The following is a 14117-nucleotide window of genomic DNA, read 5'->3' as shown; positions in this document are numbered from 1 at the left end:
GATACTGATTCATGGCGTTCCGAGATCGAACTCGGAACTGTTGTTGAAAAGAAACCTGCGCTCCAATCAGTATCACCAAGCATCAAGACTCATGAAATAATTCAGGAGGACACATGGGACAGATCTCGATTTTTTGGAAACAAGGTTGCCCTCATTGCAAAAAAGCCAAAGATTACCTAGCAGCCCGGAATATTCCTTACCAGAGCTTTGATATGACCGAAGATGCTCGTTTGAGAATGTTGAGCATCTATTTAAGCGGAAGCCAAACGGTTCCACAAATCTTTTTCAATGACGAGCACATCGGTGGTGCCAGCGATATGTTAGGTCTCGATCGAGCGATTCTCGAGCGAAAAATTCAAGAAACGATTGCCGCGGCCGATCTCGATTTTCCACCACCAGTCTCAGATGCGGAACTGGCCAATGCAGAACTCCCCCTCGGCAAGATTCTAGATCGATACATCTGCGATTGGGAAACCCATCCGGAAATCAACCAAATTCGACCTTACTACGAGGCTTTATTTGGTTTTCTGCCGAATATGTACGGCTACATGACAATTGTTGATGGCTATATTACGGCTTGGTTAGCTGCATTTTTGGGCTTATTCGAACCGACTTCGATCGCGTTGGGTGATTTCCGCATGACCGTGGCGTTTACGACCAGTGTGGCTGCGGCTTGCTCCTACTGTACGGCTCATGCGACGGGTGCCGCCCTCGACACCGGAACCACACCCACCAAACTTCGGCAGATTTTTGAGTTCTATCAACATCCCGAAGGCAAAGATGACTCGGTATTACCGTTTACTGAAGCCGAGCGAGTGATGATTCGTTTGGCCCGGGGAGCGGCTTTAAACCAAGTCTCGGACAAGGATCTCGAGCGACTTCGACAACTCGAACCCGATCGCGGTGACGAATTGATTGCAAGTGTTGGCGCAACAGCCGCCAGTTTTGGCTTCTTCAACCGCTTTAACGATCTCATGGGGGTTGAATTAGAAGCCCCGGCTCTGGACGCGGCTCGAAGCAGCTTGGGAACCCAATGGGACGTCGGCAAGCACGATAGTCAAGATCGACCCAACGCAACGGCTCATCCCGAAGAAAGTGCACCAGACCCATCCAAAATCCTCGAACGGGAAAAAGCCTTTATTACCCAGGTGCGATCGTACTTAGAGGCTGCCATCGGCAACGATCTGAATGTTTACTTGCAAGAGAGTCTGGGAATCGTTCCCAACTGGCTTCTATCTCTTCCTGAATCTGCTCGAATGGCGGTTTCCCATTTATATGTCTTGACGGTTGCCCAAGGACAGGTTTCGGCAGAACTGAAACATTTAATGCTGTACGTCCTGACCGATATTACAGGACATCAATACCTCAACCATCTTGAAGGTTCCCTCGCGAAAAGGGCAGCGATTTCCCTGGGGACATCTCCAGAGCTAGCCCAGAGGCGCTTAGAGCAAAGCTTAGAGGCCGCTAAAGTACAAGGGAGGGCGTACGAGGATTTAAGTGAGAAGGAATGTGCGGCCCTGTGGTTGGCGAAAACAGCCTCGGTTTATCCTCCGTTCACCCCTTCACCCTTGGTGCTGAGTTTGAAGGAGTATTACACGCCCGATCAAATGGTCGAGTTAACCATGTGTCTGGCAGTGGGTGGTCTCGCCCAGCGTTGGACGGCAACGATAAAAACACAGAACGATGAAAACACAGACCGCTGATTTGACAGCAGCAGCTTGAATGTTTGAAAAGTCAATCGGAGAGGGAGCTGTACTCTGGCACATTCGTTGAAAGTGAATTAGCGTCAGGTCGGTGTAGAGGGTAGAGTAGGGGGCGATAACGACTGCTTAGAGTCGATTAGAGCCAGTGGGTTCGAGGTTCTTCTACTCATGACTCGAATCTACATCAGCTCCCTGGACTTTCAACTCTCCTTAACCCGAACTCGCGTTACCTAGTTCTCAACAGGTGAAAGCTATAGACAGTAAGCATTTTAAATTTTGCGTGCATCGCGGGCGGTGTCGGTTTGAGTCCAGTTCAACTTTTCAAGACACATTTTTGCATTTTTAATTCTGCATAGCAGCACTAGCTGTCACCCTAACCTGCCGCTGGAGGTAGAGAAGGCTGTCTGGGTGCTGGAGAGGGAATCTCCACCTGAGATCCCGAGTCATCGCTCAGCAGCAGCGTCCGAATCATCCGCGCCAAGAATCGCTGAGCTAAACTGCTGGCAATATCCTGACCCATGCGTTGAGTTTCCGGCTTTACCAGCAGCTGGGGAATGCGCGGCAGGAGTTCCATGGCATCAAATCCCGGCGTATCCCGCAAGATGGTTAAAATTCGCTTGATGCGTTCGAGGGTTTGCCGGTCTTGGGAAACAGCCCCATTCGAGTGACTGCTGTTTGAAGGTTCTGGTTGCTTCCAACCCAACCATTCCCCGATCGCCGCCTGGGTATTGCGTGCGGCATCTTGAGAGAGCAAATCGACGCTTTTCACCACTTCCTCGACGATGCGCTCGCGGATGAAGGTTCCGCGCTCGGAAAACACGAAGTCTAAAGCTTGGTTGAGTCCGGCACCGAGATCGTAGTCATCGCTGGTGCGAGCGTTCTTGAGCAAGTTTTCCAAGCGATTCCAGCGAAAACTGCCATCTTTAAACAAAAGTTGTCGCAAAGAGGTGCGCAATTCCGGGGAAGAGTCGGTGAGCAGGCGCTTGGCGACGTAGGGGTAGGCTTTGCTGAGAACTTTGAATTCGGGATCGACGTTGATAGCAATCCCTTCTAAGGTGACCAGCGATCGAATAATCAGAGCATAGTAAGCCGGCACTCGGAACGGATACTCGTACATCAGCGCCGAGAGTTGGTCGGTAATACTCTTGAAATTCAGTTCGGCGACACTGGCCCCCAAAGCATCGTTAAAGACGTTCCCCAGTGCGGGAATAATCGGGGTTAAGTCCGTTTCGGGGCCGAGAAACTCCAGCTTCACGTAATCGTGGGCTAACCCTTCAAAATCCCGATTCACCAAATGCACCACCGCCTCGATCAATCCGTAGCGCTGATATTCCTTAATTTGGCTCATCATGCCGAAATCGAGGTACGCCAGCTTTCCTTCGGGGGTGGCGAGCAAGTTACCGGGATGGGGATCGGCGTGGAAAAAGCCATGTTCGAGCAACTGGCGCAGGGAACATTGCACCCCCACTTCCACGAGATACCCCGCATCGATGCCTTGGGCTTGAACCGCCTCTAAATTCGTCAGCTTCGTACCATCGATCCACTCCATCGTCAGCACCCGCTGTCGGGTATATTCTGGGTAAATCGTGGGAACGTAGATATCTTTGAGATGTCCGTAGAGTTGCTCGAAGCGCTGGGCGTTGGCGGCTTCTTGGGAGTAGTCCATCTCCTCGAAGATGCGCTCGGCAAATTCATCCATAATGCCGACGAGATCGCTGCGCACCTGTTTGACGTTTTTTTGCACCCAGGTAGCCAGGATGCGCAACAGGTAGATATCGAGGGTCACCCGTTCTTCTAAGTCCGGGCGCTGGACTTTAACGGCGACATCCTCGCCGGTTTTGAGCTTACCTTTGTAAACTTGCCCCAAGGAAGCCGCCGCAATGGGATTGGGGGAAAGTTCGGCGTAAATATTTTCCGGGCGATCGCCGAGTTCAGCTTCGATGAAACCGAATGCCACCTCGTTGGGGAAGGGCGGCAGTTGGTCTTGGAGTTTGCTCAACTCTTCGAGATACAGCGGCGGCACGACATCCGGTCGGGTGGAGAGGGCTTGACCGATTTTGATGTAAGCCGGACCCAAACGGGTGAGAATTTCTCGTAATTTGATGGCTCTGCGGCGCTGGTTTTCCTGGCTGCGTCCGGTACGGCGATCCCACCACAAACTCAAAAAGAAGCTGACGAAAGAGCCGACGATCGCCACGAAACGTCCCCAAACTGCCAGGGGGCGATTGCGGTATCGATCGCTCACTTGCTGCGGATCGTAGCGCAGAGCTGGAACTCGACCTAGCGGTTCTGGCTCTATTGAGTCGGCGACGGGAGCAATCCGTTGAGGGCGAACGGTGACCGTCGCTGAATTTGCAGGGGTAGTTCTAAGGCTCGAATCAACTCCACGAGAAAGAGGCGATCCCGTCTGGACATCCATGAATTTGCCATTGCTGAGAGCTTACTTAAAACATTGTAACAATTTGTTGCCTCAGACCGGGATATAAGTTAAGACTTTCTGCGCCATACAGATCGGAAAACCCTAAAAAACGTCAGGTTCGGGATCGGACCGTTTCGGGTGAGGGTGGGGTGTGGGGTGTGGGGCGTTGGGTCATCATCTCGGAGAACAGGGGGAAAATCTGCCCTCACGGGGGCGATTCCATTTCCCGTTCTCCGTTTGTGCCGACGCCTTTACCCACTTTCGCCCGAACCGATCCAATCGCGCGCCTGACATCAAAAAGAAGCAGCGACTTGAGTTGATTCCAACATGGCGCTGAGGGAATTTCCGAACAGGAGGGGACGATCTTCATTCGCAGTGACCGTCATGCCGGCTAAATCCACCGCACAGACAGACCACTCGCGAAATCCCAAGCCTCCCAATCGGAATAAAACCCGATCTCTGTGGGCTTGACTCCAACCCAACAACACGGCACAGCCGCCATCGAGTCGGTTGGGGGCTAAGGTGGTGCTGCGGTTGCGCTTGCCATCCCAAACCACCGCATAATCCGTGGCTTCAGAGGAACAAAATAGTCCTTCAAACTGGCGGGCGAGAAGGCGATCGCCTCCCCGAGACCAAGATAGGGGTACGGAGACGGAAATTGTACCGCGCATTTGAGTCGGATCGATCGCCGCCCGAGCGCTGGTGGCAATCGGAGAGGTGGGAACCACGCGCTGGACTTCTCCCGTACGGCGGTTTTCCACAAATAGATTGCTTTTGAGGCTGCTGCGGTGGAGTTTGGGATCGACGTGCATCTCCACTTGCGAGTAAGCGGCATATGCGCCATCGGGTGAAATCAAATTCCCCGTGCGATAATATTTAACTCCAAAGCCGCGAGTGGAACTGACTTGGGCGTGGGTCGTCATCGCCCAGTTCCAGGGCAGGGGATGAGGACTACCAATGGGGTCGTTCGAATTTTGTTGTTGATTCATGGGTTAGGCTAAGTATTTCTAAGGAGTTTCGATGGGAAACTCGTTGGGGTCTAGGTATTTCCGAGATCTGGGCGTCGACCGAGTTTTCGATGCCGAATTCTACGAAATCGGGTAGGTTTTCACCGTACCCGCATACACCCTTCAACACTTTTCCTGCCCAAGATCGCCCCGAGCGCGATGTCAAAATCGAAAAATAGAACCAAAGAGTAAGACACGGCGATCGAGTATAGATTGCGAGGCTCTGGCTCCCATAAAACTCTTCACGCCATTAAGCGGCGATTTGGAGGAAAATACTGAATGAATGAGGTCTTATCAAAAGTGCACGACCGCGATCGTACTGATGTTCTACCATTGATTCCGGAGAAATTCAATTAAATTTAAACAAAAATCGATGAAATGTGGATAAAGTGTTGATGAAGTTTGGCGATGCCGATAGCATATAAAAGCCGCAAACGGATAGTACAGTAGAGTTTCAAGGGGTCGCGCCACTGAGGTGGCTCGATCGTCATCGAGTGAACTAATGATGAAAATTATCTTCTTCGGCACGCCTCAATTTGCCGTTCCCACCCTAGAACGCCTCCTGGAAAATCCAGAATTCGAGGTGGTCGCAGTGGTGACGCAGCCCGATAAGCGGCGATCGCGGGGCAAAAAACTCCTACCCTCTCCGGTTAAAGTCGCAGCTGTTGCCAATAACCTGCCGGTGTGGGAGCCGAGTCGCATCAAAAAAGAGGCCCCCACCCTGGCTAAGTTGCGAGACGCTGGGGTGGATGCCTTTGTGGTGGTGGCGTACGGGCAGATTCTGTCCCAGGAAATCCTGGATATGCCCAAACTCGGCTGCATCAACGGTCACGGTTCGATTTTGCCTCGATATCGCGGGGCGGCCCCCATTCAATGGTGCTTGTGCAACGGCGAAACCGTAACGGGGATGACGACGATGCTGATGGATGCGGGGATGGATACCGGGGCGATGTTGCTCAAATCGGAAGTGTCGATCGATTTGCTCGACACGGCAAACGAGTTGGCGGGGAAATTAGCCTCTGTGGGGGCGGATTTGATGGTGGAAACTCTCCTTAAACTCAAGAGTGGGCAGGTACAACCTATTCCCCAAGATAATGCCCTCGCGACCTATGCTCCCCTCATCAAAAAAGAAGATTACCAACTCGATTGGACGAAACGGGCTATCGAACTGCACGATCGCATTCGTGGGTTCTATCCCAACTGCACCACCCCATTTCGCGGGCAAGCTTTGAAAATTCAAGCGACTGCCCCCCTGGGGGAAGAATATCGATCGCGCCTCCCGGATGAGATGGCGGGGTTGCAGGGAAATTTAGATGCGATCGCCCCGCAGTCCGATCGACCTGGAGTTGTGGTAGGACTAGCAAAGAAACTCGGTCCGATCGTCCAGACGGGAGATGGATTGTTGCTATTGCGGCAGGTACAGTTGGCGGGGAAGAAAGCGCAATCGGGATGGGATTTTGCCAATGGGACTCGGTTGGAAGTCGGGGAAGTTTTGGGTTGAGGGAATTTTCGAGTTCGATCTTGATGGCAAAAACGTAGGGGGAATGCGGCCGTTGACCCTCCGACTGTGATTTCACGACAAACGGCCCACCTGCCCCGACGGGGTTCTATCTTGACAAAAAGTGCGATCGGTTCAGTATGGATTATCAAAAGTTTATTCAGCATCTTCCCAATCTCTACAACCATTGGGGTGAGGAATCTATTTCTCCAAAATCCGCTCGATTCCAACCGGTTTTAAGGCAAGTTCGGGGGATGACGACGACTAACGTTCTCCAATTGCTCAACTGGGCGGTTGAGTGTATGGAAGCGGGGGAAGTTTACTGCGAAATTGGCTGTTTTCAGGGGGCAACTCTGATTGGGGCACTGCTCGATCGAACCGAAACCGTGGCTTATGCGGTGGATAATTTTTCTGAGTTCGATCTTGAGGGCAAAAACTTGGAACAACTGGCGCAAAATCTAACCAAGTTTGAGCTAGAAGATAACGTTATTTTTTGCAATCAAGACTTTGAAGAATTTTTTGGCGAGTTAAGGGATTTAAAATTTGCTGAGAAAATTGGGGTGTACTTTTATGACGGTGCCCACGACTATCGCTCTCAACTATTAGGGCTGTTATTTTCCGTTCCCTTTTTAGCCGATCGGGCTCTAATTATCGTCGATGATAGCAATAACGGTGAGGTGCATCAAGCCAACTGGGATTTTATCGCCGCTCACCCCCAGTGTAAAATGTTACTCGATTTACCCACGACTAAAAATGGCGATCGAACCTTTTGGAACGGTTTGCAAGTATTGAGCTGGGATATCGATCGAGGTGAGAATTACACCGTCGAGGAGTTGCGGCAACAGCGCAATGATAAAGTTATTGATGAAATTTATCATTTAGCTATTGAAAAATATTAATAAATTTAGATATAAATATTTTAAAATACATATCTTAAAGTGCGTAAAATCATGATTGAGACAATTCAAGTAAATCTCTTTTCAATACTCAAGCAATAACAATGGAGAATGAAAACTATACTTTTTGGTTTGAGCCACCCAATTATCTTGAAAATCGTTCTCATTATAATTTGAATGAGACCCATCTCATTGCTTTCCCAGATTGGAAAAGGCTTGAGAGTGGACTCTATACCGAACTTTACCAGTTATGTTTAAAAATACTAACCCAAGCCGATCGAAACATTCTATTAGTCTTAGTAGAAAGCGATCTAGATAGAGAAGATATTGAGTCATATTTTTTTGAGATTCTGATGAATATCTTGATGGAAGAAGAGATAGACATCGATCTAAATTCTGAATCGAATATTTTTCTGCTAGAGAGAAGTCACCTTCAAGGTTGGATCGATCTATATCCCAAAACAAAATATCAGGTTAAACTCAGCCAGGAATATCAGCATATTCCTCGTTTAATTCAAACCTTAAAAAAAATTGATCTCGATCGAATTTTACAATTTCAAAAAAATAAAAACAAAATCACAGAACTCTATCAAAATAAAATTAAAACTCTAGTCAAAGCCAATCCCGATCAGCTCTCAATTAGCGAGTATACTTATCTTGCCGATATTATACTTCAAAGAAGTCCCGGAAACTTTTTGATTTTTGGAGTTGGGAAAGATAGTCAACTATGGATAGATATCAACAACAATGGAAAAACCGTTTTTTTAGAAGATAATCAAGGTTGGTTGAATGAAGTAAAGTCATCAATTCCACAAATAGAAGCTTACTACGTTGATTATCAAACTCAGCTCTCTCAATGGCTGAATTTACTTCTTCAGTATAACCAGGGTCAAACTCCATTTTCCCTGACGCTTCCGAAACCGATCGAAACCACAAAGTGGGACGTTATCTTTGTCGATGCGCCAGCCGGGTATGCCGATGAAACTCCCGGACGGATGAAAAGTATTTATCTTGCCTCTCAACTGGCTTTCAAAAATTATTGTACGGATGTCTTCATTCACGATTGCGATCGCATCGTTGAAAATCTTTATTCGGGCTATTTTTTACACGAGGATAATCTATATCACCAAGTTAGAAAACTCAAACATTATCGAATTAACTTTAATTGGGACGATAACCCACAGGATGTAAAATCGTTCGTTGAATTGGGGATACGTTGCTTCGATATAGAAGACTTTTTGTCGGCAGAGTCTCTTTTGCGTAAAGCCTTGCATCTCGATCGCCGGAACAAGCTAGCGATCGAATATCTGGCGAAAGTCTTAGTGGAAATGAATCGGGATGAGGAAGCTACACATCTTTTACAATATTTATCTCCTATACAGACCCAGAAAACACTAAGTTTACCCGAAAAAATAGGCAAGCTGAATTTATCATCGGCAACTCCAGAAGAGCTTTCAGAGAATCTTAAAGAAGAGAATCAGTCCCGAGACAGGAGATTTACATCAAATCTAGAAAAAAAACGAATTCTGGTTATCAATAATTTGTATCCTCCCCAAGAACTGGGAGGGTACGGTCGCCGAATTTGCGATTTTGCGAATGTTCTGACTCAACGAGGTCATACCACTTATACTCTCACCTCAGATGCTCCTTATTTAGGCGAAATTCTATCGGTTGAAGATTCGATCGAGCGGAGTTTAGTCCTGTTTGGAACTTACGAAAAACTCCCCCCCGAAGCGATCGAAGATCGCGATCGCGTCATGGAAATTGTTGCTGGTAACGAGCTCGCAATTCAAAATGCGATCGAAAACTTCGCTCCCGATGCATGCATTCTGGGAAATATCGATTTATTGAGCTATAAAGTTATCGAAACGCTCCTCGAACGCTGCATTCCCACGCTCCACTTACTCGGATTCGATAGTCCCGGATATGAAGTCTCCGATACACCGCAAAGTTTGCTCTATTATGTTGCTGCCAACAGCGAATTTAGTCGAAAAGGGTTGCAGGATAAGGGATATCCACTCGACGATATTGGCATTGTTTACCCCGGTGCTTTTACCGATCGATTTAAGATGTGCGTGCTGCCGAACTTCGATCGGCTGCGGATTGTATTTGCCAGCTTAGTCTTACCCTACAAAGGCCCTCAAACCCTCATCGAAGCTTTAGCCATTCTCCACGATCGAGGAATCGACTTTCACTGCTCGATCGCTGGCGATGCACCGGTGACATGGTTTCTAGAGAGTCTACAGAAACGTACGAATGAGAGCGGCATTGAGGAAAAAATCGATTTTTTAGGCTATCTATCCCGTTCTCAATTGATTGACCTCTTTGCCACGCACAACGTATTGGTCTTTCCTTCCACCTGGGAAGAACCCTTCGGTCGCTCTCAAGTGGAGGCGATGGCGGCGGGTTTGACGGTGGTGACCAGTGGTACGGGGGGAGCGAGTGAAATCATCGAACCGGGTATCAGCGGATTGACCTTTCCCCCGGGGGATGCGGAAGCTCTGGCAGAGGTGCTGCTCGGCTTACAACACGATCGAGAACGGTGGGAACGCATTGCAGTTGCGGGTCAAGAACGAGCTGCACGATTCGATATCGATCGCTCCATCGATGTTATCGAACAAAAAATGGCAGAACTTTGCCTTCTTTGTAGAAGCGAAGAAAAATTTCAAGCTCAAATTTTAAGCAATTTAAAAATACAACTTCAGCTCAGAGATATTAATTTCATCGTTTTTCCCGATTGGACTCGATCGGAAGAATCATTTTGTGCAAATCTAGAACCGGCGATCGCAGCAATGTTATCTCATCCTCACCTCGATCGGCTCGCTTTACTCGTGCAGGTTGGTGATGTTTCTGACGAAGAAGCTAGCTTAGTAATGGCTGGAGTCATAATGAATGTTTTCATGAGTGAAAATTTAGAGGTAACGGAAGAACCGGCAATTTATCCAATCCGAAATTTGAGTTCGATACAATGGGAACTTTTATTGCCTGTATTAAACGGACGAATTATCCTACAGGAGGAAGATCGAATTGCGATTGCTCGAATACAAGCCGAACACATACCAAGCTATCAACCCCAAGAAATTTATCCTGTGGAAGTTGCTGAGTAAGTTACGCGATCGATCCAAGGTACTGATGCCACATTTGTTGGTAAGCTTTTTCGAGTTCCCGCGTAAATTGTGCGGTATTCCATAAGGGTGAAATTTGTTTAGACTGCCGTAACTTCCACGCAATTTTTTGGCGTAACTGGGAATCGGTTCCCAATCGAATTCCCCATTCAATATAGGCTTCATCCGTCCAGGCAATTCCTTCTTCAATCCCGGCGTTCGTCAGTAACGTATACCCTTGTCGGCTGGCAAATTGTTCCCCAACCCGCGTCACCACCGGAACTTCCATCCACAGGGTTTCCAGGGTTGTCGTTGTTCCGTTGTAGGGATAGGTATCGAGAACCACATCGGCAATGCTAATATTTGCTCGATGGATGGCTTCTGACGGTGCAGCCGGGAGGAATCGCAATCGATCGCATTTTACCCCTTCTTCCGTCGCAATTTGCTCGAAAAAACGACGTACGGATTCGAGATCGGTGTGTAACCCTTTAATCAGTAAATAACTGTTGGGAACGGCTTTTAAAATCTGTAGTTGCGATCGCACGTTATCGGGATGGCGTTTGCCACCGGTTTGGGAACTGAAATAGACGATCGCATCCTTGGGAATCTCTAATTGTTCTCGTCGTAACGTGGGTACGCCAACCTCAAAACCATCCACAGCAATATAGGTTTGGGGAAGTCGCCAAATCTTCTCGGTGTAGTAATCTTGTACTGAGTCGGGAAGAACGTAAGAGTCCACTAGGAAATAATCAATTGCCGGTAATCCAGAAGCATCAAAACCCAACCAGGTTAACTGAATGGGTGCGGGTTTTAACGCCATTACCGCGCATCCAACACCAGAAGTGAGGCTATCTAGATCGACCAGGATATCGATTTCATCTTGATGGATGATTTGAGCAATCTCGGGAATCGTTATTCCTCGCGATAGATCGCGAAATTTCGACACTTGAGTGGCAATAAACTGTTGCACCTCATCTTCAGTTTTCTGTAGAGAATAAGCAAAAGTCTGAAAGTGAGTTCGATCGTGATTCTGAAGTGTCCATCGCACTAAATAGCCAACGGAGTTTCGTCGCAAACCGCTTGACAAATAACCAATTTTTAGTATTTTATTTTTATTGACAGCGATTTCACGAGTGTTCGTTTGGGGGTGTCCCACAAAGTATTTCCGAATCTTAGATTGCATAAAGCTCGAAAAATCATTATTAAATTTTTTGTTTTTACGAACATCATCATCAAGATACGCTCCAAATAAGGTCGTGGTGATGAGTTGAATAATGTGGTTGCGATCGAGTTCTAGATCGGATTCAATTAATTCGACGATTAATTTTTCGTATTCTTGGTGAATCCTTCGAACTTTCTCGAAATTCCCACCAGCTTTCATTAAGCCTCTGAGAAGGAGATAGTACGCGGCAATTCGATCGGGTAGATTCTCCGTTCTGTTTATAAATGCTTCCGCCAGTTCAAAACTTTCCGCATATCGTTGCGTATCTTGATAGAGATTGATTAATGCAACCAACACGGGAAGATTGTTAGGTTGAAGAGAAAGATAAATTTCGGCGTATCTCGTGAGAACCTGTTTCGGTAAAATATTTTCTTGTAGAAAAACCGTCGTTTGACGGATAAGGAGTTGCCTGAACTCCGGAGAATCAGCCGCGTAACGAACACAAAATTCACTCAACCAGATAACAGACTCAATGGCTGGCTCGAATTCTAACGCTTTTTTCAGAGTCTCTAGCAGAATATCTCGATCGAGAGCGTGAGTTTCTGATTCTCCTAAGCTTAGTATTTCTCTGAGTTTTTCTAAAGTCGAATCCAACTCCGATCTCAATTCTAAATTGGCTGAAAGTACAGCCAGTTGTAGCCAATTATTGAGGTCTTCGGGAACAATTTCTCGAATGTGCTGCCGGATGACCCAAGCCATTTGCCAGTGGCTCAACGTTTCTTGTCGGCGAGCTTCATTTTGCAGCACTCCCAGCAGCTCTGACATCCACACCTGGCTTTCCTCTTCACCCGCTTCCATCATTACCGAGAGCCAAGTGGTTTGTGCATCTGCTTCTTGTCCTTGTAGGAGTAATACTAAGCCGAGATGCCAGTAGTTCGATCGATTGGCAGGATTGATTTCGATCGCTTGTTCGTAGAGAGTTTTCGCTCGATCGCATTCACCTTCAACTAAACATTGGTAGGCTTGAGTGGATAAATCTTCTCGATCGAGTTTTTCTTTAGCTTTGTGGGTCGTAATTTGCTCCAAGACCTCGACCCATTCTCTGGCTCGAACCGACCAAATACAGTCGCGATTCATCGATTCAACTTGCTGTCGCAAATGGGTTTCGGTATCTAGAACTTTGGAACTCGAAATCTGTGTGAGAATCTCAATCGTTTGTTCGACAAAATTAGTTTTATAGGTTTCCCAATCTCCTTCGACGGGAATTAAGCGAGCAAACCCGGCCGTTGTCTCCGGTAACGCACCTAAGTGACTGGTGACCACATAGCAACCACTCGCCATCGCCTCCATCACGGCAATACAGGAGGTTTCCGCAAATGTATTCGGATAAGCCAGAACGGCGATCGATTTCAGTTCGCCGGCCAAATCCGCTTGAGGAAGAGAACCAATATACTCAACCCCTTCCGTCTGGCGACATTTTTCGTAAAGTTCGCCGTACTTCGACTCGTCCTGATTTTCAGAGACTTGGTACACTTTCATGCTCGAAAATACCTTGAGGCGAGTTCCAGGTATGGCTTGACGAATCTGAGGGAAAACTTCTAAAAGAAGATCGAGACCCCGGAAAGGCGTGCTGGTATAGGCCAGTACGAGGGGTTGCGATTTTTGGGTTAGGATACCTGAAGTGCGATCGAACATCTGATAAAAAGGGAGACCGATCGCATTGCGCAAAACTCGAGTTCGAGACGGGTCAATTCCGAAGTGTTCGCAAAAACAATTTCGTTGCCAGTCGCTTACGAAGACGATCGCATCGTAAATATCTTTCTCCGCAGAATCCTGTAGCTTTTGTACGGAGGGTTGGTTGCGATCGTGCTGAGTCCAGAGAATTAAAGCGGTGCGATCGTTCAAGATGTCCTTAACCTGTTCTCCCATACCCGCTTGATTCTGGATCGCTAAAACATCTAGATCTTGTAATACATCTCTTGGTATGTTGTGCATATGGATGCATTCCACTCCTGAATATTTTCCAGGATGTGAAGTTTGGTTCAATAAAAAGACTTGATGACCCAATTTGACCAAAGCATTTGCGAGGTTGCACAGTGCAGACTGAGAACCACCTAGTGGCATTCGAGAAACATCGTCGGTGTTGTAGTCCCAGCCACTAAAGTCTACAAATGCAATTTTCATCGTGCTTATCTTAAGTTTTATCCTTTTCGCTATTTTACCGATAAATTGAGTCAGTTTTCGCTCTAATATTTTAATTTAAATATGAAATTTCAAGATTTTAAGAATGATTTCAATCGATATAATTTAGATAATCCAAAATTTAAA

General features: G+C 47.4%; 7 protein-coding genes. 4 read left to right on the top strand and 3 right to left on the bottom strand.

What is annotated here, in order from left to right; genetic code table 11:
• Nucleotides 1–113: 113 nt before the first annotated feature.
• Nucleotides 114–1703 (top strand): glutaredoxin domain-containing protein, encoded by a 1590-nt coding sequence (locus AC2215_RS13735; protein WP_486810576.1) that lies wholly within the window; start codon nt 114–116, stop codon nt 1701–1703.
• Nucleotides 1704–2076: 373 nt separating this feature from the next.
• Here the strand turns inward: AC2215_RS13735 and AC2215_RS13730 are convergent, their stop codons facing one another.
• Both AC2215_RS13730 and AC2215_RS13725 read right to left on the bottom strand, forming a co-directional pair.
• The gene (locus AC2215_RS13730; RefSeq protein WP_486810575.1) at nt 2077–4122 is read right to left on the bottom strand and encodes an ABC1 kinase family protein; all 2046 of its coding nucleotides are present in this window, start codon (nt 4120–4122) and stop codon (nt 2077–2079) included.
• Between the two features lie 293 nt (nt 4123–4415).
• Nucleotides 4416–5111 carry a hypothetical protein gene (locus AC2215_RS13725; protein ID WP_486810574.1) on the bottom strand — a complete coding sequence of 232 codons (696 nt, stop codon included), beginning with the start codon at nt 5109–5111 and terminating at the stop codon, nt 4416–4418.
• Nucleotides 5112–5634: 523 nt separating this feature from the next.
• Between AC2215_RS13725 and fmt the strand changes: the two genes are divergently transcribed.
• From fmt to AC2215_RS13710, 3 genes are all read left to right on the top strand, one after another.
• Nucleotides 5635–6630 carry a methionyl-tRNA formyltransferase gene (gene fmt, locus AC2215_RS13720; protein ID WP_486810639.1) on the top strand — a complete coding sequence of 332 codons (996 nt, stop codon included), beginning with the start codon at nt 5635–5637 and terminating at the stop codon, nt 6628–6630.
• A 137-nt stretch (nt 6631–6767) separates the two neighbouring features.
• Nucleotides 6768–7526, top strand: a complete 759-nt coding sequence (locus tag AC2215_RS13715) for a class I SAM-dependent methyltransferase (protein WP_486810573.1) — start codon at nt 6768–6770, stop codon at nt 7524–7526.
• A gap of 350 nt (nt 7527–7876) precedes the next feature.
• Nucleotides 7877–10630 carry a glycosyltransferase gene (locus AC2215_RS13710; protein ID WP_486810572.1) on the top strand — a complete coding sequence of 918 codons (2754 nt, stop codon included), beginning with the start codon at nt 7877–7879 and terminating at the stop codon, nt 10628–10630.
• Nucleotide 10631: 1 nt separating this feature from the next.
• Here AC2215_RS13710 and AC2215_RS13705 read toward each other — a convergent pair whose 3' ends face one another.
• On the bottom strand, nt 10632–13973 hold the full coding sequence (locus AC2215_RS13705; protein ID WP_486810571.1) for an O-linked N-acetylglucosamine transferase family protein: 3342 nt from the start codon (nt 13971–13973) through the stop codon (nt 10632–10634).
• Nucleotides 13974–14117 lie beyond the last annotated feature (144 nt).

The organism is Zarconia sp. (assembly GCF_057467645.1).
This window is presented reverse-complemented; position numbering and strand designations above follow the sequence as displayed.

Bases quoted from the DNA above. Each gene is read 5' to 3' on its own strand.
- AC2215_RS13735 (WP_486810576.1), top strand. From the start codon at position 114: ATGGGACAGATCTCGATTTTTTGGAAACAAGGTTGCCCTCATTGCAAA.
- AC2215_RS13730 (WP_486810575.1), bottom strand. From the start codon at position 4,122: ATGGATGTCCAGACGGGATCGCCTCTTTCTCGTGGAGTTGATTCGAGC.
- AC2215_RS13725 (WP_486810574.1), bottom strand. From the start codon at position 5,111: ATGAATCAACAACAAAATTCGAACGACCCCATTGGTAGTCCTCATCCC.
- fmt (WP_486810639.1), top strand. From the start codon at position 5,635: ATGAAAATTATCTTCTTCGGCACGCCTCAATTTGCCGTTCCCACCCTA.
- AC2215_RS13715 (WP_486810573.1), top strand. From the start codon at position 6,768: ATGGATTATCAAAAGTTTATTCAGCATCTTCCCAATCTCTACAACCAT.
- AC2215_RS13710 (WP_486810572.1), top strand. From the start codon at position 7,877: ATGAATATCTTGATGGAAGAAGAGATAGACATCGATCTAAATTCTGAA.
- AC2215_RS13705 (WP_486810571.1), bottom strand. From the start codon at position 13,973: ATGAAAATTGCATTTGTAGACTTTAGTGGCTGGGACTACAACACCGAC.